The sequence below is a fragment of the Lysobacter sp. 22409 genome (genome assembly GCF_052045105.1).
In the GTDB taxonomy this organism is placed as follows: Bacteria; Pseudomonadota; Gammaproteobacteria; order Xanthomonadales; family Xanthomonadaceae; genus Lysobacter; species Lysobacter antibioticus_B.
On the sequence record NZ_JBQEOE010000001.1, the window covers coordinates 206,992 to 229,280 of the forward strand.

Annotated in this window: 15 protein-coding genes; 10 read left to right on the forward strand and 5 right to left on the reverse strand. The window is 68.2% G+C overall.

Annotated features, from left to right (window positions below):
• Positions 1-133: 133 nt before the first annotated feature.
• Entirely contained in the window at positions 134-1,285 is a 1,152-nt protein-coding gene (locus ACTJJK_RS00905; RefSeq protein ID WP_081930812.1) for a LysR family transcriptional regulator, read from the reverse strand.
• Between the two features lie 435 nt (positions 1,286-1,720).
• On the opposite strand from ACTJJK_RS00905, the gene ACTJJK_RS00910 reads away from it, so the two are divergent.
• From ACTJJK_RS00910 to folE, 8 genes are all read left to right on the forward strand, one after another.
• A complete protein-coding gene (locus tag ACTJJK_RS00910; protein ID WP_031371811.1) occupies positions 1,721-1,972 on the forward strand; it encodes a DUF2798 domain-containing protein in 252 nt (83 codons plus the stop codon).
• Entirely contained in the window at positions 1,969-2,910 is a 942-nt protein-coding gene (locus ACTJJK_RS00915; protein WP_440729223.1) for an SDR family NAD(P)-dependent oxidoreductase, read from the forward strand. Before ACTJJK_RS00910 ends, ACTJJK_RS00915 begins: the two co-directional genes overlap by 4 nt.
• Complete coding sequence (locus ACTJJK_RS00920) at positions 2,907-4,121, forward strand: efflux RND transporter periplasmic adaptor subunit (protein ID WP_051884854.1); 1,215 nt, start codon at positions 2,907-2,909, stop codon at positions 4,119-4,121. Before ACTJJK_RS00915 ends, ACTJJK_RS00920 begins: the two co-directional genes overlap by 4 nt.
• Before the next feature lie 231 nt (positions 4,122-4,352).
• Positions 4,353-7,520, forward strand: coding sequence for an efflux RND transporter permease subunit (locus ACTJJK_RS00925; protein WP_223619186.1), 3,168 nt, complete (start codon positions 4,353-4,355; stop codon positions 7,518-7,520).
• A complete protein-coding gene (locus ACTJJK_RS00930) occupies positions 7,513-8,964 on the forward strand; it encodes an efflux transporter outer membrane subunit (protein ID WP_440729224.1) in 1,452 nt (483 codons plus the stop codon). The genes ACTJJK_RS00925 and ACTJJK_RS00930 overlap by 8 nt, the downstream gene beginning before the upstream one ends.
• A gap of 651 nt (positions 8,965-9,615) precedes the next feature.
• Positions 9,616-11,298: a GGDEF domain-containing protein gene (locus tag ACTJJK_RS00935; protein ID WP_031371807.1), complete on the forward strand. Its 1,683-nt coding sequence runs from the start codon at positions 9,616-9,618 to the stop codon at positions 11,296-11,298.
• Positions 11,299-11,453: 155 nt separating this feature from the next.
• Entirely contained in the window at positions 11,454-11,795 is a 342-nt protein-coding gene (locus ACTJJK_RS00940; RefSeq protein WP_051884852.1) for a hypothetical protein, read from the forward strand.
• A 201-nt stretch (positions 11,796-11,996) separates the two neighbouring features.
• Entirely contained in the window at positions 11,997-12,590 is a 594-nt protein-coding gene (gene folE, locus ACTJJK_RS00945; RefSeq protein WP_031371805.1) for a GTP cyclohydrolase I FolE, read from the forward strand.
• A gap of 207 nt (positions 12,591-12,797) precedes the next feature.
• Here the strand turns inward: folE and ACTJJK_RS00950 are convergent, their stop codons facing one another.
• Both ACTJJK_RS00950 and gltB read right to left on the reverse strand, forming a co-directional pair.
• Positions 12,798-14,327, reverse strand: a complete 1,530-nt coding sequence (locus tag ACTJJK_RS00950) for an FAD-dependent oxidoreductase (RefSeq protein WP_440729225.1) — start codon at positions 14,325-14,327, stop codon at positions 12,798-12,800.
• A 289-nt stretch (positions 14,328-14,616) separates the two neighbouring features.
• Positions 14,617-19,086 (reverse strand): glutamate synthase large subunit, encoded by a 4,470-nt coding sequence (gene gltB, locus ACTJJK_RS00955; protein WP_440729226.1) that lies wholly within the window; start codon positions 19,084-19,086, stop codon positions 14,617-14,619.
• 512 nt (positions 19,087-19,598) lie between these two features.
• Between gltB and ACTJJK_RS00960 the strand changes: the two genes are divergently transcribed.
• Together ACTJJK_RS00960 and ACTJJK_RS00965 are read left to right on the forward strand one after the other, a co-directional pair.
• Positions 19,599-20,864, forward strand: a complete 1,266-nt coding sequence (locus ACTJJK_RS00960; RefSeq protein ID WP_031371802.1) for a TCR/Tet family MFS transporter — start codon at positions 19,599-19,601, stop codon at positions 20,862-20,864.
• 69 nt (positions 20,865-20,933) lie between these two features.
• On the forward strand, positions 20,934-21,170 hold the full coding sequence (locus ACTJJK_RS00965; RefSeq protein ID WP_031371801.1) for a hypothetical protein: 237 nt from the start codon (positions 20,934-20,936) through the stop codon (positions 21,168-21,170).
• Between the two features lie 164 nt (positions 21,171-21,334).
• Here ACTJJK_RS00965 and ACTJJK_RS00970 read toward each other — a convergent pair whose 3' ends face one another.
• Both ACTJJK_RS00970 and ACTJJK_RS00975 read right to left on the reverse strand, forming a co-directional pair.
• The gene (locus tag ACTJJK_RS00970) at positions 21,335-21,775 is read right to left on the reverse strand and encodes a barstar family protein (RefSeq protein ID WP_031371800.1); all 441 of its coding nucleotides are present in this window, start codon (positions 21,773-21,775) and stop codon (positions 21,335-21,337) included.
• Complete coding sequence (locus ACTJJK_RS00975) at positions 21,772-22,266, reverse strand: ribonuclease domain-containing protein (protein WP_031371799.1); 495 nt, start codon at positions 22,264-22,266, stop codon at positions 21,772-21,774. Before ACTJJK_RS00975 ends, ACTJJK_RS00970 begins: the two co-directional genes overlap by 4 nt.
• Positions 22,267-22,289 lie beyond the last annotated feature (23 nt).

Here is a 22,289-nt window from a genome sequence, read left to right on the forward strand (position 1 = left end):
AAAATCTCGGCAACGGCAACGGCAACGGCAACGGCAACGGCAACGGCAACGGCAACGGCAACGGCAACGGCAACGGCAACCAGGCTGCGACGTCGCAACCACGCCGCCGATCCGGATCAGATCGGCGCCACGCTCACACCAATGCCGCATCCTCGTCGCTCGGGGTGTCGTCCTTGCGCGCGACATCCTCGGTCGTCTTGGCCGCGCGGGCCGGTTTGCCGCGCAGGTCGACGGCTTCGGCGATCGCCTCGATCGCTTCGACCACCGGCACGGCGATGGTGCGCTGGTCGTTGGCTTCCTTCGCCAGGCCATGGGCGAGCGCGGCTTCGGCTTCTTCGGAGGCTTTGCGGAAGCGCTTGGCGTCCGGACACAGCACCTGCATGTAGTCGGCGTCGAAGTTCAGGCGCTCGACCAAAAAGTCGACGAAGGCCCGTACCTTGGGCGATTGCACCTGGCCGCGCGGGAACACCGCGTTGAACTCGTATTCCGGGCCGGTCCAACCGGCCAGCACGCGCTGCACGTAGCCCTGTTCGGCGAAGGCCTTGACGGTGACGTCGGCGGCCAGCATCAGCGCTTCGCCGCACAGCAGGGCGCCGCGCAGCGGGCCCGGGTCGTTGGCGACCATCACCGGGTCGATCACGTAGTCGACGTTGCGCTCGCCGTCGTTGAGCGTCCACACGTATTCGTTGTTGCGGCGCGACTTCGGCATCGCCAGGGTGCGGTGATGGCGCAGGTCGTCGGGGTGCAGCGGTTCGCCGTGGCGGGCCAGGTAGTTCGGGCTGGCGTAGATCTGGGTGCGGAAGATCGCCAGCCGGCGCTTGATCAGGTTGGAGTCGGGCAGGTCGCCGACCCGCAGCGCCACGTCGATGCCCTTGTCGATCAGGTCGACAGTGTCGTTGCTGAGGTTCATCTCCACCCGCACTTCCGGATGGCGCGCATGGAACTCGCCGAGCAAGGGCGCGATCCAGGTGATGCCGACCGAGTACGGCGCGGTGATGCGCAGCCACCCGCGCGGGCCGCCCTGCAACTGGCCGACCGCACTCTCGGCCTCGTCCAGTTCGCGGGCGATGCGCTGGCAGTGCTCGAAGTACAGGTTGCCGGCCTCGGTCAGGCCGAGCTTGCGGGTCGTGCGGTGCAGCAGCTGCGCGCCGAGCCGGGTTTCGAGTTCCTGGACCTTGCGGCTGACCGTGGTCTTGGGCAGGCGCAGGACGCGGGCGGCGGCGATGAAGCTGCCGCTCTCGACCACCTTGACGAAGATCAGGGTGTCGTTGAGATCGTGAGCCATGGGCAATGGCCTCCCTAGGGATGTGGATCGAACGGGAGCCTGCCGCGCGCCGCGCCTTGCACCGGCGTCGCGGGGGTTCTCGTCAGTTCAAAAACTCGATGTCTGTAGCAGGTGCGGTTGCGGGTGACGGCTGTCATGGCGCCTTGCTGACCCCCTCCACTGCCCGGGCGGGACGGCGGCGGCGACAGTAACGGCATCGTCGCGGGCTGCGAGCAAGCTCGATCCCGCGTCTCCCACGTCCCTGCCGTCATGTCTGGGGCCGGCTGTGGGGCATTCAAGGAGGCAGAGAGGGCATTGGCCCGATGTCGGGACAATTATTCCCTGAATCAGTGGCTAATCAAGTGCCGTCCATCTCTCTACTCTTTGCCGCAGATCGACACGAGGCCCCCCGCCATGTTGAGCCCCCGACAAGCCCGATTCGCGTTTCTCCCACTAATGCTGGTGGCCATGTCCGCCCTGATCGGGCTGGCCGTGGTCGTGTTCCGCCAAGGCCTGGCGCAAGGCGCCGAAGAGGCCTGGATGCTGGCCTGGGTGCTGGCCTTCATCATCGCGCTGCCCTCGGCGATGCTGCTGTTGCCGGCCGTCAGCGCGGTGTTGGCACATTACACCCGGGGTCATTCCGGGAATGACACTCGTCATGGGATCATCCCGATGACGGGAGAGAAAGTCCCGGGAGCGGGACAATGAAAGCTCCTTTGGTTGTACTCGGTGCCACCGGCGGTGTCGGTCGCGGGGTCGTCCAGGCCGCCCTCGACGGCGGCCGGCCGGTCATCGCGGTCGCCCGCCAGGCCAGCGAACTGAAAGTGCTCAAGGCCAGCTTCCCCCACGCCGACCTGACCACGATCGCCGGTTCGGTGAGCAACGACCCCGCCGGCGCCAAGCTCGCCCGCGCCCTGCGCAAACTCGGCCGTCCCCTGGCTGGAGTGGTGGCGGCGGTGTGCGGCAGCGCCGAACGCGGCCGCCTGCTCGACAACCCGGCCGAGTTCCTGCGCCGCAAGCTCGACGAGGATCTCCTCCCCCACCTCGCCGCAGCGCGCCACCTGCTGCCCCTGCTGGCCGAACACGATCGCGGCGGCACCTACGTGCTGATCGGCGGTCCCGGCAGCGAGCATCCCTGGGCCGGTTACGGTCACCGTTCGATCGGTGCCGCGGCCCTGCGCATGCTCGCGCGCGTGCTGCACGACGAAGCGCGCCAGCTGGCGGTCCGCGTGCAGTTGCTCGCGGTCGATACGCCGGTGTGCACCGAGTTCAACCAACGCAACGCCTGTCCGGAATGGCCGAGCGCCCTGTCGGTCGGCCAGCGCGCGCTGGCCCTGATCGACCACGACGCCGACAGCGAACCGCCGCATGCGGTGGTGCCGTACGCCTCGCGCGTGGCACCGCCGCCGCAGTTGCCGCCGCGTGCCGCGCGCGTCCCCTCAGGGCCCGCCAGCCGCCTGCCAGCCGGTGCCCCCGCCTATCCCACAACCGCCCGTCCCACCCCTAAATCGGCTTCAACCGATGCGTGTTCGCAAGATCCGGACAGCACCGCCGACGAAACCGCGCAACGCTGCCTGCAGGACGCGCGCGCACTGTTGAAGTCGTTGACCTCCAAGAATCCCAAACAGGAACCCACCCCCCGATGAGCACCAGCAACTACTTCGCCCGTTCCGGCCGCGCCGGCGTCGGGCTCTCCGTGCTCGCGCTGGCCGCGAGCGTCGTCATTGCCCTGGCCGCGGTCGGTTGCGGCAGCCAGGCCGCCACCCCCGAAGGCGCGCCGCCGCCGCCGGAAGTCAGCGTCGCCCAGGTCCTGAGCAAGCAGGTCCGGCAGTGGGACGAGTTCACCGGCCGCGTCACCGCGGTGGAATCGGTCGAACTGCGCGCCCGCGTCAGCGGTTACGTCGAGCGCGTGGCCTACCAGGAAGGCCAGGAGGTCAAGAAGGGCGATCTGCTGTTCGTGATCGACCAGCGCCGTTATCGCGCCGAGCTCAACCGCGCCCAGGCCGAACTGGAACGCGCGCGTGCCGAAGCGCGTCTGGCCCAGACCCAGGACAAGCGCGCCCAGACCCTGGTCGAGGCCAAGGCGATCTCGCGCGAAGAGTTCGAGACCCGCCGCGCCGCGACCACCCAGGGCAACGCCTCGGTCCGCGCCGCCGAAGCCGCGGTGGCTTCGGCCCAGCTCGATCTGACCTTCACCGAAGTGCGTGCGCCGATCAGCGGCCGCGCCGGTCGCGCCCTGGTCACCGTGGGCAACCTCGCCCAGGCCGACCAGACCCAGCTGACCACGCTGGTTTCGCAAAACCCGATGTACGTCTATTTCGAAAGCGACGAGCAGACCTACCTGCGCTACAACGAGCTGGCCCGCAAGGGCGAGCGCAAGGACAGCAAGAACCCGGTCCGTATCGGTCTGGCCAGCGAAACCGGCTATCCGCACCAGGGCATGGTCGACTTCACCGACAACCAGGTCGACCCGCGCACCGGCACCATCCGTGCCCGCGCGGTGGTCGACAACACCGACCGCATCTTCACCCAGGGTTTGTTCGCGCGCGTCCAGCTCGAAGGCACCGGCGATTTCAAGGCCATGTTGGTCGACGACAAGGCCGTGCTCACCGACCAGGACCGCAAGTACGTCTACGTGCTCGGCCCGAAGAACGAGGCCCTGCGCAAGGACATCGTGCTCGGCCGCATGATCGACGGGCTGCGCGTGGTCGAATCGGGCCTGGCGCCGACCGACAAGGTCATCGTCCACGGCGTGCAGAAGGTGTTCTTCCCGGGCATGCCGGTGGCGCCGAAGACCATTGCGATGGGCGCGCCGGCACCGGGCCCGCAGGTCGCGAGCACGGCCGGGGCGAAATAACCGCGGCGGCGTTCGAAGGTAAGAAACCGCGAAGCCCGCACCCCGTCATCCCGGCGAACGCGGGGATCCGGGGCCCTTCGGGCGAGACGTTCGAAGTCTCCGGGGTTCTCGCATTCGCGGGAACGACGAGCAGACCCGAACGCGCTCAGGGTTTCGAAGCAATCAAGGCCCACGTCCCCACGGCGTGGGCCCGGGAATCATGCGGCTCAACGCCGCACCAAGGAATCCGTCATGGACTTTTCCAAATTTTTCATCGATCGGCCGATCTTCGCCGCGGTGCTGTCGATCGTGATCTTCGCCGCCGGCCTGATCGCGATACCGATCCTGCCGATCAGCGAATATCCCGAAGTCATCCCGCCCTCGGTGATGGTGCGCACGGTGTACCCGGGCGCCAACCCGAAGGTCATCGCCGAAACCGTCGCCACGCCGCTTGAAGAAGCGATCAACGGCGTCGAAGACATGATGTACATCAAGTCGGTCGCCGGTTCCGACGGCGTGCTGGCGATCACCGTCACCTTCAAGCCGGGCACCGACCCGGACGACGCGGCGGTGCGCGTGCAGAACCGGGTCAGCCAGGCGCTGGCGCGATTGCCCGAGGACGTGCGCCGGCAAGGCGTGACGACCCAGAAGCAGGCGCCGGTGTTCCTGATGGTGGTGCACCTGACCTCGCCGAACGGCAAGTACGACACCCTGTACCTGCGCAACTACGCGCGTCTGCACGTCAAGGATCAGCTCGCCCGCCTGTCCGGCGTCGGCGACGCGCAGATCTTCGGCGGCGGCGACTACGCCATGCGCGTGTGGCTCGACCCGGACAAGATCGCCTCGCGCGGCCTGACCGCCGGCGACGTGCTGCGCGCAATGCGCGAGCAGAACGTGCAGGTCTCGGCCGGCCAGCTCGGCGCCGACCCGATGCCGAACAGCGACTTCCTCACCCTGATCAACGCCAAGGGCCGCCTGCAAAGCAAGGAAGAGTTCGGCAACATCGTGGTCAAGAGCGGCACCGACGGCGAAATCGTCCGTCTGTCCGACGTCGCCCGCCTGGAACTGGGCGCCGGCGACTACAGCCTGCGTGCCCAGCTCGACGGCAAGAACGCGGTCGGCATCGGTATCTTCCAGTCGCCGGGCGCGAACGCGCTGCAGATCCAGGAGCAGGTGATCGCCAATATGGATCGCCTGTCCGAGAGCTTCCCGGAGGGCATCAAGTACGAAGCGGTGTACGACACGACCATCTTCGTGCGCGACTCGATCAAGGCGGTGGTTACCACCCTGCTGGAAGCGATCGCGCTGGTGGTGCTGGTGGTGATTCTGTTCCTGCAGACCTGGCGCGCTTCGATCATCCCGTTGCTGGCCGTGCCGGTCTCGGTGGTCGGTACCTTCGCCGCGCTGTACCTGCTCGGCTTCTCGATCAACACCTTGAGTTTGTTCGGCCTGGTGCTGGCGATCGGCATCGTCGTCGACGACGCGATCGTGGTGGTGGAAAACGTCGAACGCAACATCGAAGAAGGCCTGACCCCGCTGGCCGCGGCGCACCAGGCGATGAAGGAAGTGTCCGGCCCGATCGTCGCGATCGCGCTGGTGCTGTGCGCGGTGTTCGTGCCGATGGCGTTCCTGTCGGGCGTGACCGGCCAGTTCTACAAGCAGTTCGCGGTGACCATCGCCATCTCGACGGTGATCTCGGCGATCAACTCGCTGACCCTGTCGCCGGCCCTGGCCGCGCGTCTGCTGCGTCCGCACAGCGCGCCGAAGGATGCGCCGACGCGTCTGATCGACCGCCTGTTCGGTTGGTTGTTCCGTCCGTTCAACCGCTTCTTCGCGTCGAGTTCGCAGAAGTACCAGGGCGCGGTCTCGCGCACGCTGGGCAAGCGCGGTGCGGTGTTCGTGGTGTATGCAGTGCTGTTGGTCGCCACCGGCCTGATGTTCAAGGTCGTGCCGGCCGGCTTCATCCCGCTGCAGGACAAGCTGTACCTGATCGCCGCGGTGAAGCTGCCTGAAGGTTCGTCGATCGCACGCACCGATGCCCTGCTCAAGAAGGTCACCGATGTCGCCGCCAAGGTCGACGGCGTGCAGAACACCATGGCCTTCCCGGGCTTGAACGCGGTGCAGTTCACCAACACGCCCAACACCGGCGTGGCGTTCCTGCCGCTCAAGCCGTTCAGCGAGCGTGACCGGACCGCGGTGGAGATCACCGCCGAGCTCAACCAGAAGATCGCCGGCTTCCAGGAAGGCTTCACCTTCGCCCTGATGCCGCCGCCGATCCTCGGCCTGGGCAACGGCGCGGGCTATCAGTTGTTCATCGAAGACCGCAGCAACCTGGGTTACGGCGCCTTGCAGAACGCGGTCAGTGCGTTCCAGGGCACGATCATGCAGACCCCGGGCATGGGCTATGCGAACACGACCTACCAGGCCAACGTGCCGCAGCTCGACGCCGAAGTCGACCGCGTCAAGGCCAAGGCGCAGGGCGTACCGCTGACCGATCTGTTCGACACCCTGCAGACCTACCTGGGTTCGGCCTACGTCAACGACTTCAACCAGTTCGGCCGCACCTGGCAGGTCATCGCCCAGGCCGACGGCTCGTTCCGCGACAGCGTCGAGGACATCGCCAACCTGCGCACCCGCAACGACCGCGGCGAAATGGTGCCGATCGGCTCGATGGTGACGGTCAAGCAGACCTTCGGCCCCGACCCGGTGCTGCGCTACAACGGCCACCCGGCCGCCGACATCGCCGGCGACGTCGATCCGCGCGTGATGTCCTCGGCCCAGGCCATGGACGTGGTCAAGGACGTGGCCGCCAAGGTGCTGCCGCACGGCATGGAAATCGAATGGACCGACCTGAGCTACCAGCAGGCCAGCCAGGGCAATGCCGCCTTGATCGTGTTCCCGCTCGCCATCCTGCTCGCCTTCCTGGTGCTGGCGGCGCTGTACGAAAGCTGGACCCTGCCGCTGGCGGTGATCCTGATCGTGCCGATGTGCATGCTGTCGGCCCTGGCCGGCGTGTGGCTCACCGGCGGCGACAACAACGTGTTCGTGCAGGTCGGCCTGGTCGTGCTGATGGGCCTGGCGTGCAAGAACGCGATCCTGATCGTCGAATTCGCCCGCGAACTCGAACTGCAGGGCAAGGGCATCGTGGAGGCTGCTTTGGAAGCCTGCCGCCTGCGTCTGCGTCCGATCGTCATGACCTCGATCGCCTTCATCGCCGGCACCGTGCCGCTGGTGCTGTCGCACGGCGCCGGTGCGGAAATCCGCTCGGTCACCGGCATCACCGTGTTCGCCGGCATGTTGGGCGTGACCCTGTTCGGCCTGTTCCTGACCCCGGTGTTCTACGTCGCCCTGCGCAAGCTGGTCGGCCAGAAGCTGGTCTCGCACGGCGAACACACTCCTCTGGAGAAGATCCATGCGTAAGTTGACCCTTCCCGCCGTGGCCGTGCTGACGCTCGCCCTGGCCGCCTGCGCCGTCGGTCCGGACTATGTCCGGCCGACCCTGGCGACCCCGGACGCGTTCGCCCGCACCGACGCGGCCGCCGCCACCGACGGCAGCGCCGTGGCCGACGCCAATGCCGAGTTCTGGCAGAGCTTCAACGACCCGCTGCTGACGCGGCTGGTCGAGGAATCGCTGTCGGCCAACCACGACCTGCGCATCGCCCTGGCCAATTACGACCGCGCCAATGCCCTGTTGCGCGGCGCCAAGTTCGACCGTTTCCCGACCATCACCGGCAGCGCCAGCGGCAGCGAATCGCGTTCGAGCACCGACCAGATGCCGGGCGCGTCGAACTCGGCGCGCGACAACGAGAGCTACAGCGTCCAGGCCAATGCGAGCTGGGAACTCGACCTGTTCGGCCGCGTGCGCCGCAACATCGAGTCCGAGCGCGCCGAAGCCTGGGCCGGCGCGGCCGACCTGCAGGCGATGCAGGTGTCGATCGTCGGCGAAGTGGCGCGCAGCTATGTCGAGCTGCGCGGCCTGCAGGAGCGCCTGCGCGTCGCCCGCGTCAACGCCGACAACCAGAAGGAAACCCTGCGCCTGGTGCAGGCGCGTTTCGACGCCGGCCGCGGCACCGAGTTCGATACCTCGCGTGCCCGTGCCCAGCTCGAAGCGACCCTGGCCCGGGTGCCGAACCTGGAAGCGCAGGTCGCGGTCACCCAGCACCGTTTGGCGGTGCTGACCGGGCAGACCCCGGACGCGCTGATCGCCACCCTCGACGAGGCCTCGGCCTTGCCGGCGCTGCCGGCCAGGTTGGATGCCGGCACTCCGGGCGAGCTGCTGCGCCGTCGTCCCGACGTCGCCGCGGCCGAGCACCGCCTGCACGCGGCCACCGCGCGCATCGGCGTAGCCACCGCCGACCTGTTCCCGCGTTTCACCCTCAGCGGCCTGATCGGTTCGCAGGCGATCGACACCAGCGCCCTGTTCGAACGCGCCAGCGAAACCCGCCTGGTCGCCCTGGGCATCGACTGGTCGTTCCTCGACATCGGCCGCGTGCGTGCGCGCATCAAGGCCGCCGACGCCACCGCCGAGGGCGAACTCGCCCGTTATCAGCAGAGCGTGTTGCTGGCGCTGGAAGACACCGAGAACGCCCTCGTGCGCTATGCGCGGGCGCGGGTCGAGGACCAGCACCTGGAACGCGCCGCGCTCGACAGCGCCAAGGCCGCCCAACTCGCGCGCGTGCGCTACGAGGCCGGCGCCGCCGACCTGTTCGAAGTGCTCGACGCCGAACGCACCCAGCTGCAGGCCCAGGATGCGTTCGCCGACGGCCGCACCCGCAGCGTCACCGGCGCGATCGCGCTGTACAAGGCGATGGCCGGCGGTTGGCCGGGCCGCGAGCCGGTGCGCGAGGGCGTGGCCCAGCGTTGATGGTTCCCCTTGACCGACGATAAAACGGGCGCGGCGGGGCTCCCTTCCCCTCTCATTCGCCGCGACCCGTCGTCGGTCTTTTTGATGCGATCCCGCCGGTCGGGCCGACCGACCGGCGGGGGTTTCCCCGGCTCGTCATTCCCGCGCTGGCGGGCTCCGCGATATCAACAGTCCCGTCATTCCCGCGGAGGCGGGCTCTGCTTTACCTTGGCGGAGCCGAGTGTCCAAGGCGTTATCGCGACATCGCTCTGAAGCCTCTGCGACCCGGCCAGGGCGCACAGCGCCCTGGCGTTCACGGATGCACGAGCCATTGGCTCGCAAACGCATCCATTCACCCCGGCCTGCGCTGGGGTGACGGCAAAAGCGCGGCATGGCGGTTCTGTCTGAGACCGGAGCGGAGTCCCCAGCTCGTCATCCCCGCGAAAGCGGGGATCCAGAGACTTCAGCGTGGCGTCGCGACAAAGCCCGGGATTCCTTACCCGTGCGGGCACGGCCGAATGGCCGGACAGGGCGGCTGCAGCGCCGATCCCGCGGCCTTCGCCGCCAAGGTTGCGCATCCGATGCCGCCCCATGAGGTTTTCGCGGGCCATGCCGACCCGCGCCGACTCGGGCTAGACTGCGCAGCTTCATGGTTCGGGAGCGGATCCGGGTATGCGCATAGGCCTGTGGGCGCTGCTGATCGCGTTGGCCTGCGCCTGTCTGCCGGCCGCCGCGCAATCGTTGAAGGTCGAGGTCCTGCTGACCGATACCGACCTGCAGGCGCCGCCGGTCGGCGCTCCGGTGATCCGTCAGTTGGTCGCCGAGCGGCCCGAAGAATCGATCCGTTTCAGCCTGCCGCGCCGCAACGAGGGGTATTGGCTGCGCCTGACCAGCCAGCGCGCGATCGGCAAGTACGAAGGCCAGTTGCTGGTTCTGCGTGGTCCGCGCGCGATGGGCCCCCTGCTGTATTACCCGCCCGGCGCCGGCCCGCGCGAAGTCGAGGACGCGGAGCACGGCGGCGTGCCGCTGATGCGCCGCGGCTGGGTGCTGGCCCTGCCGAACGGCTGGCCGCCGTCCTCGGTGGCCTATCTGCGCATCAAGGGGCGCGCGGCGATGAGCGAGATCCGCTTGTCGTTCGCCAGCATCCCCGACCTGGCCCGGCAGGAGCGCGGCGACGCCCGCTTCATGGCCGCGGCCTTCACCGCGATGATGTTGATGGCGGTGGCGATGGTCGGCGTGTGGGTCGCGTTCCGCGACTTCGTTTATCTGGGCTACGGCGCCTACCTGGCCTGCATCGCGACCTATCTGTTGCTGTTGTCCGGCGACGCCTCGGAGATGTGGGGGCTGGCCGGGCTGGCCAGCGAACCGGCGATCGGCTGGGCGCTGGCGACCCTGGCGACGATCTTCCAGCTCGGTTTCAGCCTGCGCTTCCTCGACCTGCCGCGGCTGATGCCGCGCACCGCCTGGGTGCTGCGGGCGATCCAGTGGGCCAATATGTTCTGGCTGCTGGTGCTGGTGATCATGCGCGAGCATTCCTACGGCTGGTGGTACATCGGCGGCAACCTGTTGCTGCTGCTCGGCGTGCCGCTGATGCTGGTGATCGCGGTCGCGGCCTGGCGCAAGGGCGCGCCCTACGCCGGTTATTACCTGCTGGGCTGGACCCCGATGCTGGTGTTCGCCGCCGCGCTCGCCGCGAATGCGCTCGGCCTGCGCGACGCCGAATGGGCCGAACGCGGCCTGGCCCTGACCGCGGTGCTGGAATCGGCCGTGCTCGCCCTGGCCCTGAGCCAACATGCCGCCAACCGCCACCGCATCCTGCTGCTGGCGCGGCAGTCGGTCGAACGCGATCCGCTGACCGGCGCGCTCAACGCCCAGGTACTGGAACAGATGCTCGAGGCCTGGTCTTCGCCGGGCAGCCTGAACGTGAATACCTACGGCTTGCTGCTGGTCGACCTGGACGGCTTCGGCGAGGTCAACGCGCGCTACGGCCGCGCGGTCGGCGACGCCCTGCTGCAGCAAGCCCTGGCGCGCATGCGCGGGGTGTTGCGGCCCGACGACACCATCGCCCGCATGGCCGGCGACTGCTTCGGCATCGTCAGCGAATGCGAACGGGTCGAATGCGAACTGCTGGCGCGCCGCCTGGCCGACACCTTCGCCCAGCGGCCGTTCCGCATCGACGGCCACGAGATCACCATGAGCGTGAGCATCGGCCTGGCGATCTCGCAGCGGGGCGAGCAAGTCGCCGAGCTGTTCGAACGCGTGCGCCAGGCCTTGCGCAGCGCCACCGTCGCCGGACGCAACGCGGTCAGCGTCGCTCAGGGGCGCGACCTCGCGACGGCTTTGCCAGCGGAGTGATTCCGCCCTCACGCGGCGCTGACGCCGCTGAGCCGCGCGCCACCGCTTTCTGAACATCGGCGCCGTTACCCGCGATCTTCACCTGCATTGCATGGATCAGGGCCTAGCTTGGTGGCCAAGGACGCGTGTGACGTCCCTGGAATCCGACGCCGGCCATGAAACATCTCAACGCAAAGGAGGTCGGTTCGGCGGTGGCCGAGGCGATCGATCCTGGCGAATACCGCGAGCACTTCCACCGCGAGTACCGCTTCGCCGCGTACTACAGCGCCGGACGCGAATGGCCCGACTACGAACCCGCCTACCGTTACGGCTACGACAGCTATCTGGAGTGCGGCGGGCACCGCTTCGAAGAGGTCGAGGCCGAACTGGGGCGCGAATGGCACCGGCACCGCGCCAGCTCGCGACTGCATTGGACCGAAGCGCGCGAGGCGGTGCGCGACGGATGGCATCACATCGAGCGCAGCTTGCCCCACGCACTCGACCGGTCGCTGCGCTGACGGCTCGCGCGATGACCACCGCTCCCTAGGCGCTCTCCCCCGGGGAGTCTACTGGTCGCCCCTCCGGGCGGCCTTTTTTTTGCCGGCCGTGGCGGTTGGCGGCGAGCGTCGCAGCCGCGGCAACCCGGCGTTCCGCCCGCGCACTCGGCGTGCGCGGCGCGGTGGAGTAGGATGCCCCTCCCACATGCAAGAGGCCGGACCATGGCCGACAACGACAGCAAGCCGTCCCGCGAACAGGCCGAAGCCGCCGTTCGCACCCTGCTGAGCTGGGCCGGCGAAGATCCCGCCCGCGAAGGCCTGCTCGACACGCCCAAGCGCGTGGTCGAGGCCTATGGCGACTGGTTCAGCGGTTACGGCGACGATCCGCGCGAATACCTGGCCCGCACCTTCGAAGAAGTGGCCGGTTACGACGAAATGATCGTGCTGCGCGACATCGAGTTCGAGAGCCATTGCGAGCACCACATGGCGCCGATCATCGGCAAGGCCCATGTCGGTTACCTGCCGAGCGGCAAGGTCGTCGGCATCAGCAAGCTGGCCCGCGTGGTCGAGACCTACGCGCGCCGTTTCCAGGTCCAGGAAAAGATGACCGCGCAGATCGCCCAGTCGATCCAGGACGTGCTGCAGCCGCTCGGCGTCGGCGTGGTCATCGAAGGCGCGCACGAGTGCATGACCACCCGCGGCGTGCATAAGCGCGGCGTCAGCATGATCACCTCGAAGATGCTCGGCATGTTCCGCGACGACGCCCGCACCCGCGCCGAGTTCCTGCGCTTCATCGACGTCGGCCCGGGCCGCTGAGTTCTTGAGGCAGGGGCTGATGCCCCTTGCCCTCATCCGGCCTTCGGCCACCTTCTCACGCTTGCGGGAGAAGGGAAGCACGCCACTCCCACTTGCAGGAGAGGGGAAAGGTAAGCGCTGCGGTCTCGATTTCGCGGCAGCCCCTCACCCGCTTCGAGCCCTCTCCCGTTGACGGAAGAGGGGTTGGGGTGAGGGCGCGACAGCCGCTCAACCCACCCTGGCGAGCTGTTCGTCCCGTGCCGCCACCGGCGCCTGCGCGCTCAACAGCGACACGATGCCCGCCGCCGCCTCGCGGCCTTCGAACGCCGCCGTCACCACCAGGTCGGCGCCGCGCACGGCGTCGCCGCCGGCGAACACCTTCGGATTGGTCGTCTGATACGGCAGCCCGGCCGCGCTCTTGCGTCGCGTCGCGCAGCTTTCGCTGGTCGCCAGCACCTTGATGCGGCCGTTGTCGGTCAACTCGATGCCCTGCTGCGCAAGCCAGGCCGGCGGGTCGGGCTGGAAGCCGAACGCGATGATGACCACGTCGGCGTCGAGCACCGACTCGCTGCCCTCGACCACTTCGGCGCGTTGACGGCCGCGCGCATCGGGCGCGCCCAAGCGCGTTTCGGCCACCCGCACGGCATTGACCGCGGTGCCGTCGCCGAGCAGTTCCAGCGGCTGGCGATTGAACAGGAACTCCACGCCTTCCTCGCGCGCGTTGCCGACCTCGCGCGCCGAGCCGGGCATGTTGGCCTCGTCGCGCCGGTACACGCAGCGCACCTGCGCCGCGCCCATGCGCACTGCGCTGCGCACGCAGTCCATGCCGGTGTCGCCGCCGCCGAGCACGACCACGCGCTTGCCGCGCAGATCCGGCAGTTCGAGTTGGTCTTCCCAGCCGGCGATCGGTTGCGAACGCACGGTTTCGCCTTCGGAGTGCACGACGCGGCCGTTCTGGACCAGGAACGGCAGTGCCGGCAGGACGTTGCGCAGATCCTGGCCGGGCAGACCGCCGTCGGTGTAGCGGTACGAACCCAGGCCCAGGAACACCGCGTCGAATTGGGCGATGAGTTCGTCCAGGCTGAGGTCGCGGCCGATCTCGACGCCGAGCTTGAACTGCACGCCCATGCCTTCGAGCACCTCGCGGCGTTGGCGCATCACCGACTTTTCCAGCTTGAAGCTCGGGATGCCGAAGTGCAGCAGCCCGCCGATGTCTTCGTAGCGGTCGAACACCACCGCCTGGATGCCGGCGCGGGCCAGGCGGTCGGCGCAGGACAACCCGGCCGGGCCGGCGCCGACGATGGCGACGCGCCGGCCGTTGGGCTTCACCGCCGACAGGTCGGGGCGCCAGCCGCTGGCGAGGGCGCTGTCGACGATGTACTTCTCGACCGCGCCGATGGTGACCGCGCCGAAACCGTCGTTGAGGGTGCAGCTGCCTTCGCACAGACGATCCTGCGGACAGACGCGGCCGCAGATTTCGGGCAGGGGATTGGTCTCGTGGCACAACGCCGCGGCTTCGTGGACGCGGCCTTCGCGCGCCAGTTCGAGCCAGTTCGGAATGTAGTTGTGCAGCGGGCAGGCCCAACCGCAGTAGGGATTGCCGCAATCGAGGCAACGGCCGGCCTGCTTCTTGGCTTCGGCTTCGGCGAAGCGGCCGTACAGCTCGCCCCAGTCGCCGTCCAGGCGCAGTTGCAGCGGGATGCGCGTGGGCATCTCGCGCGAGGCATCACGGAATTGGAAGACGGATTTCTTGCTCATGAGTGGCGGCCCCGTTGGCTGCGTTGTCGTGGCGTCGTGGCTGGGGCTGCAAAAGAAAGATCAGAAGCAAATCCCCCCCGGCCCCCCTTTTTCAAAGGGGGGAGGAGTACCGGTTTTTCGCGCTGATCGTGCGCAGGCGCGGGACGTTCGCGCGATTGGCGCGATTGGCGCGATTGATGCGATTGGTGCGATTCGCGCCGCACCGACTGATGATCCACCGCCGTTCCCCCCTTTGCAAAAGGGGGGCAGGGGGGATTTGCTGTTGCCGTCGTAAGCATCGAGGAAAGACTCACGCCGCACTCCTCAAGGTCTCGGCCAGCGATTCCAGGCTCGCTGCCTTCGGCTTGACCAGCCAGAACTTGCCCATGTAGTCGCGCATCTCGTCGAGGATGCGGCGCGCCCAGGCGCTGCCGGTCAGGGCGACGTGGGTTTCGAGCAGGTCGTGCAGGTGCGAGCGGTGATGCTCGAAGCCATCGGCGGAGATGCGCAGGATGTCGATCAGCTCGTGGTTGTAGCGGTCGACGAAGTCGCGCTCGGTGTCGAGCACGTAGGCCATGCCGCCGGTGAAGCCGGCGCCGAAGTTCAGGCCGGTGCGGCCGAGCACCGCGACCACGCCGCCGGTCATGTACTCGCAGCAGTGATCGCCGGCGCCTTCGACCACCGCGGTCGCGCCGGAGTTGCGCACGCCGAAGCGTTCGCCGGCGCGGCCGGCCGCATACAGCTCGCCGCCGGTGGCGCCGTACAGACAGGTGTTGCCGAGGATCGGCGTCTCGTGGGCGACGTAGCGCGCGCCGCTCGGCGGGCGCAGGACGATGCGGCCGCCGGCCATGCCCTTGCCGACGTAGTCGTTGGCTTCGCCCGACAGCTCGAAGTGCAAGCCGCCGGCCTGGAAGGCGCCGAAGCTCTGGCCGGCAGTGCCGCTGAAACGCAGGGTCAGCGGCGCATCGCTCATACCGCGGTCGCCGTGCAGGCGGGCGATGCGTCCGGACAAACGCGCGCCGATGCTGCGGTCGGTGTTGCGGATCTTGTAGCCGTACTCGCCGCCGGACTTGTTCGCGATGGCGTCGGCCAGATCGCTTTCGAGTTGCGCCGACAGACCGTCGGGCGCCTCTACCGGCGCGGGCATGCCGCAATGGCCGCCGTGGGCAAGGCCGGTGCCGGCGAGCAGCGGCGCCAGATCCAGGCGTTGCTGGCGCGCACTCTCGCCTTGGCTCTGCCGCAGCAGATCGGTGCGGCCGACGATTTCGCCGAGTGTGCGCACGCCGAGCGAAGCCAGCCAATGCCGCACCTCCTCGGCGAGCAGGCGGAAGAAGTTCTCCACGCGTTCGGGCAGGCCGGTGAAATGGTCGCGGCGCAGACCGGCGTCCTGGGTCGCCACGCCGGTCGCGCAGTTGTTGAGGTGGCAAATGCGCAGGTACTTGCAGCCCAAGGCGATCATCGGCGCGGTGCCGAAGCCGAAGCTTTCGGCGCCGAGCAGCGCGGCCTTGACCACGTCGAGGCCGCTCTTGAGGCCGCCGTCGGTCTGCAGGATCACCCGGTCGCGCAGGTCGTTGGCGACCAGCGCCTGGCGCGCTTCGGCCAAACCGAGTTCCCACGGCGTGCCGGCGTAGCGGATCGACGACAGCGGGCTGGCGCCGGTGCCGCCGTCGTGGCCCGACACGGTAACCAGGTCGGCGCCGGCCTTGACCACGCCGGTGGCGATGGTGCCGACGCCGGCGTGCGAGACCAGCTTGACCGAGATCAGCGCCTGCGGATTGACCTGGCGCAAATCGTGAATGAGCTGCGCCAAGTCCTCGATCGAATAGATGTCGTGATGCGGCGGCGGCGAGATCAGGCCGATGCCGGGCATCGCATAGCGCAAGCGCGCGATCAGTTCGTTGACCTTGTGGCCCGGCAACTGACCGCCTTCGCCGGGCTTGGCGCCCTGCGCGACCTTGATCTGCAGCACTTCGGCATTGACCAGGTACTCCGGGGTCACGCCGAACCGGCCCGAGGCGATCTGCTTGATCTTGGAGACTTTGTCGGTGCCGTAGCGTGCCGGGTCTTCGCCGCCTTCGCCCGAATTCGAGCGCCCGCCAAGGCGGTTCATCGCGATCGCCAGCGCTTCGTGCGCTTCCGGCGACAACGCGCCCAGGCTCATCGCCGCCGAATCGAAACGGCGCACGATGGCTTCGACCGGTTCGACCTCCTCCAGCGGGATCGCGGTGGCGGTGTCGCTGTTGAGTTCGAGCAGATCGCGCAGGGCCGCGGTCGGGCGTTCGTTGACCGCTTCGGCGTAGTGCTGCCAATCGGCCCAGTCGCCGCTGCCGACCGCGCGCTGCAGGCGGGTGACCACGTCGGGATTGAACAGATGGTATTCGCCGCCCGGCGTGTACTTCAGCAGGCCGCCGATCTCGGGCAGGCGGTTGGCGTCCCAACCGAGGTCGGCCAGGGTCTGGTTGTCTTCCTGCAGCAAATCGAAGCCGGCGCCGCTGATGCGCGAGGGCGTGCCGGCGAAACACAGCTCCACCACTTCGCGGTCCAGGCCGATGATTTCGAACAACTGCGCGCCGCGATAGCTGCCGATGGTCGCGATGCCCATCTTCGAGATGATCTTGAGCAGGCCCTTCTTGATCGCGCGGCGGTAGCTGCGGCCGATCTGCGCGACCTCGCCGTGCTTGGTGCGCAGGATGCCGCGCGCGCCCAGGTCGTGCAGGGTCTGGTAAGCGAGGTAGGGGTACACCGCGGTCGCGCCGAAGCCGATCAGGCAGGCGAAATGGTGCGGGTCGCGCGCGGTGCCGGTCTCGATGATCAGATTGGCTTCGCAGCGCAGGCCCACCCGCACCAGGTGCTGGTGGATCGCGCCGGTCGCCAGCAGCGCATGCATCATCAGGCATTCGCGGCGCGGGCGGCGGTCGCTGATGATCAGCAGCACGATGCCGTCGCGGGTGGCTTCCTCGGCTTCCAGGCACAGGCGCTGAATCGCCGCCTTCAGGCCTTCCTCGGCGCTGTAGTTCAGATCGATGTAGCGGTGCGACTGGTCGTACGGCGCCATCGACAGCAACTGGCGCAGCTTGCGTTGCGCGAGCACCGGCGAGTTCAGGTGGATGTGGCCGACGTTGCCGGGGCCGTCGACGAAGACATTGCCCTCGCGCCCGATCTGGGTCGCCAGCGACATCACGCAGTCCTCGCGCAACGGATCCATCGGCGGGTTGGTGACCTGGGCGAAGGCCTGGCGGAAGTGGTCGTAGAGCGAGCGCACTTGTTGCGACAGCACCGCCATCGGCACGTCGTCGCCCATCGAGCCGGTCGCTTCCTGCTCGATCTCGGCGAGCGGGCGCAGCACTTGCTCGCGTTCTTCGCGGGTCAGCTGGAACAGCTTCTGGAAGCCGGCCAGGGTGTCGTGATCGAAGGGTTCGGCGGTCAGGTTGGGGTCGATCAACTCGCTGTGCAGGTAGGTCATGCCCTGCTTGAGCCAACGCTTGTACGGCGCGCGCGCGCGGTTGATGCGGTCGATCGCCTCGGAGTCGAGCAATTCGCCCTGGTAGAGATCGGCGGCGATCATCTCGCCCGGGCCGAGCTTGCCCTTGGCCTCGATTTCCTCGACCGGCAGTTCCCACACGCCGGCTTCCGAGGCGATCAGGAAGTGGCGGTCGCGCGAACGCAGCCAGCGCGCCGGGCGCAGGCCGTTGCGGTCGAGAGTGCAGGCGGCGTAACGGCCGTCGCAGGTGACGATGCCGGCCGGGCCGTCCCACGGTTCGGTGTTGAGCGCGTAGTACTCGTAGAACGCGGCGAGGTCGGCGTCCTTGTACTCCAGCGACTGGGTCGCCGGCGGAATCAGGATGCGCATAGCCTTGAGCAGGTCCATGCCGCCGGCCTGCAGCACCTCGAGCATGTTGTCGAGGCTTTGCGAATCCGAGCCGTCCGTGCCGACCACCTGGTCGAACTCGCGCAGGTCCAGCACCGGCGTGCGCCAGGCGTGCGCGCGTGCCTGCGCCCAGGCGCGATTGCCGGCGATGGTGTTGATCTCGCCGTTGTGGGCGAGCAGGCGGAACGGCTGCGCCAGCGGCCAGCGCGGCGTGGTGTTGGTGGAGAAGCGCTGATGGAACACCACCGCGCTCGCGGCCAGCTCGGGGCGCTGCAGGTCCGGATACAGTTGCATCAGCCGGTCCGGCAGCACCATGCCCTTGTAGCCGATGCTGGCCGAGGACAGGCTGACCACGTAGAAGTCCTGGAAGGCGTCGGCATCGGTCTGGCGCAGGCGCTGTTCGGCGCGGCGGCGCGCCAGGAACAACGAGCGCTGGAACCCGGCCGGGTCGAACGGCGTGGCGGCGTCGACGAAGATCTGCTCGATGCGCGGCATGGTCTGGCGGGCGAGTTCGCCGCAGGCCGCCACATCGACCGGCACCACGCGCCAGCCGGTCACGCGCATGCCTTCGCTGCGCAGGGTTTCGTTGAGTACGTCGCGGGCCTGGGCGGCCAGCGCGGTGTCGCGCGGCAGGAACACCAGGCCGGAAGCGAAGTGCGGGCCCGGGCGGATGTTGGCTTCGCGCGCGATCAGGCGCAGGAAGGCGTCGGGATGGCGGATCAGCAAGCCGCAACCGTCGCCGCTGAGCCCGTCGGCGGCGACGCCGCCGCGGTGGGTCATGCGCGAGAGCGCCTCGAGGGCGCGGTCGACCAGGGCGCGGCTAGGGCGATCGTCGAGTTGCGCGATCAGTCCGAAACCGCAGCTGTCCCGCTCGTCGCGGGGGTCGTACAGACTTTGTTGCCTGGCTTGCATCGCATCTCCGGACCGGTGGGGTGTTCCGTGGATCGCTAGCTCGCTATCGCTTTACGTTGTGGTCTGACCGGGTCCTTGCATCGATGTTCTAAAACTGGTCCCTGGAGGCGGTTCCCCAACGCGAAGCGACGTTCGCGATATTGATTGGTTGGCTTGGCGGTGTTGCTGGAGGATCTTGAGGTCACTGTTACGCGCAGGGCGCATCCGCCACTGGCGCGGGACTCGTCCCGCACCGGCAGTGTCAAAACCGAGCGTGTTTCGACTAAAGCACAAATTGTGCGATGCGGCAATTCACCCATGGACGCAAAATTTGCCCTGCTTACACGCGCACGGAACTGTGAGCGCGCGCGCTCACAAGCGATTTTGTAAGCCAATGATCTCGATGGGAAAATTCTCGATTCGTCGGGCAATTAGTAACGTAAGAAACCATCGCGCGGTGACAAACGACCCTGCCGCACACTCGCCTGCGCGCTAGACTGCGCCACTCGCAAGCCTTTCGCCCTTTGGCATTCATGACTCCTCCCATCGCTCCTGCTTCGGGCGCGCGTCGTGCTGCGCTCGTCTTCATCTTCATCACCGTGCTGATCGACGTGCTGTCGTTCGGCCTGATCATTCCGGTGCTGCCGCACCTGATCGAGGACTTCGTCGGCGGCGACACCGCCAAGGCGGCCTACTGGGTCGGCCTGTTCGGCACCGTGTTCGCGCTGATCCAGTTCGTGTTCTCGCCGATCCAGGGCAGCCTGTCGGACCGCTACGGCCGGCGCCCGGTGATCCTGATCTCCTGCCTGGGCCTGGGCCTGGACTTCATCCTGATGGCGGTGGCCAACACCCTGCCGCTGCTGCTGATCGGCCGCATCATTTCGGGCATCACCGCGGCCAGCTTCACCACCGCCAACGCCTACGTCGCCGACGTCACCCCGCCGGAACAGCGCGCCAAGAGTTTCGGCATGATCGGCGCCGCGTTCGGCGTCGGTTTCGTGATCGGCCCGGTGATCGGCAGCCAGCTCGGCGCGATCGACATGCGCCTGCCGTTCTGGTTCGCCGCCGGCCTGGCCCTGCTGAACTTCTTCTACGGCTGGTTCGTGCTACCCGAATCGCTGCCGCCGGAGAAGCGCACCGCACGCTTCGACTGGGCCCACGCCAATCCGTTCGGCTCGCTGATGCTGCTCAAGCGTTACCCGCAGGTGTTCGGCCTGGCCGCGGTGGTGTTCATCGCCAACATGGCCCACTACGTCTATCCGAGCATCTTCGTGCTGTTCGCCGGTTATCAGTACCAGTGGGGCCTGGACAAGGTCGGCTGGGTGCTGGCGGTGGTCGGCGTGTTCAACATCATCGTCAACGTCGCCTTGATCGGCCGCGTCGTCGCCTGGCTCGGCGAGCGCCGCACCCTGCTGTTCGGCCTGGCCTGCGGCGTGATCGGCTTCATCGTCTACGGCAGCGCCGACACCGGCCTGATCTTCCTGCTCGGCCTGCCGATCAGCGCCTTGTGGGCGATGGCGGCGCCGGCGACCCAGGCCTTGGTCACGCGTCAGGTCGGCGCTCACGAGCAGGGCCGCATCCAGGGCGCGCTGATGAGCCTGGTCAGCCTGGCCGGCGTGATCGGGCCGGCGATCTTCGCCAGCAGCTTCGGCTACTTCATCGGCAAGTCGGCGCCGATCCACCTGCCGGGCGCGCCGTGGTACATCGCCGCCGCCTTGCTCGGCATCGGCCTGCTGATCGCCTGGCGCTATGCGCGCGTGCCGGCGGTGGCGCCGGCCGCAGCCGATGTCGTGGCCTAAACCAATGACATTGGCGGGCCCTCGCCGCGTCGGCGAAGGTCGGCGGCGACATCCCGACAGGAGCCTTGCATGCGTGTATTCACCGGCCTCGCCGTTCTGACCGCCGTCGTCATGCTCGGCGCCTGCAGCGGCGTCGAATATCGCGACACCAACGCCGCGGTCGATGCGCGCCCCGAATGTGCGAGCGGCCCGACGCGTCCCGGCGAGACCCCGCCGGCCTGGTGCGAGCGCAAGCTCGAAGCGAAGTGGGATTCGCAAGGCGCTTCGGAAAAGGTCGACTTCAAGAAAAAGGACGACGAGCGCTGAACCTCGCGCGCTTGCGCCGTCCGCAGCCGTCGATCGCGGTTCTCGGAGGTGCGATCGGCCTTGGGGTAGGAGCGGCGCGAGCCGNCGGCTGGGGACGTTCGTACGGGTGACTGCGTGGTCGCGGCTCGCGCCGCTCCTAGCCTGAAAGCCGGCGTCGCGGTGGCTCAGGGCGCCATCTGTGCGAGCTCCGCCTGCGGAAGCGGCAGCAGCGCCCAGAACGCGATGCGCGACTTCGCCCAATCCTGCGCGGCGTCGTTGAGGATCTCGACCAGGGTCGCGGCGTCCTCGCCGTGTTCGGCCTGCCAAGGGCCGGCATGTTCGATCAATAGCAGATAGCCCGGCGCCGGCCACCACGACAGGTCGTTGACGCAGTCGTTGAGCGCATCCCAGTTGTGGCCGAACCAGGCCGGGAAACGCAGACCCGCGGCGATGCGCGCCAGCGCGTCGTCCTTGTCGGCGCAGCCGGCGAAATCGACGCGGGCGACCGCGAACTCGAGCTCGGCTGCGGCATCGGCCAGTGCACGCGCGTCGCGTGCATCGATGAAGTAGGCGCCTGCCTGGGCCGGATCGGCGAGCAACTCGCGCGGATCGATCGAGCCGCTCATCGTGCGCCTCCGTCGGCCCGCACGTCGAAGCGGGTGAAGCTGCGGTAGTGATCGCCGGTGTAGTAGTACTCGGACGGCGGATCGCCGCCGGTGACGATGCGGCGTGCGCCGCGGTCGTCGGAACGCGGCGTTTCGACCGTGTACTCGCGGTAATAGCCGCGCGGTTGCCGCGGCAGGCGTTGCTCGCGGTTCTGGAACACGCCGCCGTCCTGGCGATGCGCGAACGGGCCGCCCGCGGCGATGCGGCGCAAGGTGTCGTTCGCTTCCGGCGGCAGTGCGATCGAGGCGATCGGCGGGGTTTCGTCGTGGCCGCGTCCGGCGTTGCCGTGCCCGGCGTCATCGCGCATGGCGTCATCGCGCATGGCCGGTTGCGACTGCGTCACCGGTGCGTGCGCGGGAACGGCGGGTTGCGGCGCCTGCATGCCGCGCTGGCTCCAGACCCACAGGCCGATCAAGACCACGGCGGCGATCAGCCAGAGATTACGGCGCATCGGAGACTCCTGGCGGATAACGC

Bases quoted from the DNA above. Each gene is read 5' to 3' on its own strand.
- ACTJJK_RS00965 (WP_031371801.1), top strand. From the start codon at position 20,934: ATGCGTGTATTCACCGGCCTCGCCGTTCTGACCGCCGTCGTCATGCTC.
- folE (WP_031371805.1), top strand. From the start codon at position 11,997: ATGGCCGACAACGACAGCAAGCCGTCCCGCGAACAGGCCGAAGCCGCC.
- ACTJJK_RS00925 (WP_223619186.1), top strand. From the start codon at position 4,353: ATGGACTTTTCCAAATTTTTCATCGATCGGCCGATCTTCGCCGCGGTG.
- ACTJJK_RS00975 (WP_031371799.1), bottom strand. From the start codon at position 22,266: ATGCGCCGTAATCTCTGGCTGATCGCCGCCGTGGTCTTGATCGGCCTG.
- ACTJJK_RS00910 (WP_031371811.1), top strand. From the start codon at position 1,721: ATGCTGGTGGCCATGTCCGCCCTGATCGGGCTGGCCGTGGTCGTGTTC.
- ACTJJK_RS00935 (WP_031371807.1), top strand. From the start codon at position 9,616: ATGCGCATAGGCCTGTGGGCGCTGCTGATCGCGTTGGCCTGCGCCTGT.
- ACTJJK_RS00905 (WP_081930812.1), bottom strand. From the start codon at position 1,285: ATGGCTCACGATCTCAACGACACCCTGATCTTCGTCAAGGTGGTCGAG.
- gltB (WP_440729226.1), bottom strand. From the start codon at position 19,086: ATGCAAGCCAGGCAACAAAGTCTGTACGACCCCCGCGACGAGCGGGAC.
- ACTJJK_RS00960 (WP_031371802.1), top strand. From the start codon at position 19,599: ATGACTCCTCCCATCGCTCCTGCTTCGGGCGCGCGTCGTGCTGCGCTC.
- ACTJJK_RS00930 (WP_440729224.1), top strand. From the start codon at position 7,513: ATGCGTAAGTTGACCCTTCCCGCCGTGGCCGTGCTGACGCTCGCCCTG.
- ACTJJK_RS00950 (WP_440729225.1), bottom strand. From the start codon at position 14,327: ATGAGCAAGAAATCCGTCTTCCAATTCCGTGATGCCTCGCGCGAGATG.
- ACTJJK_RS00940 (WP_051884852.1), top strand. From the start codon at position 11,454: ATGAAACATCTCAACGCAAAGGAGGTCGGTTCGGCGGTGGCCGAGGCG.
- ACTJJK_RS00915 (WP_440729223.1), top strand. From the start codon at position 1,969: ATGAAAGCTCCTTTGGTTGTACTCGGTGCCACCGGCGGTGTCGGTCGC.
- ACTJJK_RS00970 (WP_031371800.1), bottom strand. From the start codon at position 21,775: ATGAGCGGCTCGATCGATCCGCGCGAGTTGCTCGCCGATCCGGCCCAG.
- ACTJJK_RS00920 (WP_051884854.1), top strand. From the start codon at position 2,907: ATGAGCACCAGCAACTACTTCGCCCGTTCCGGCCGCGCCGGCGTCGGG.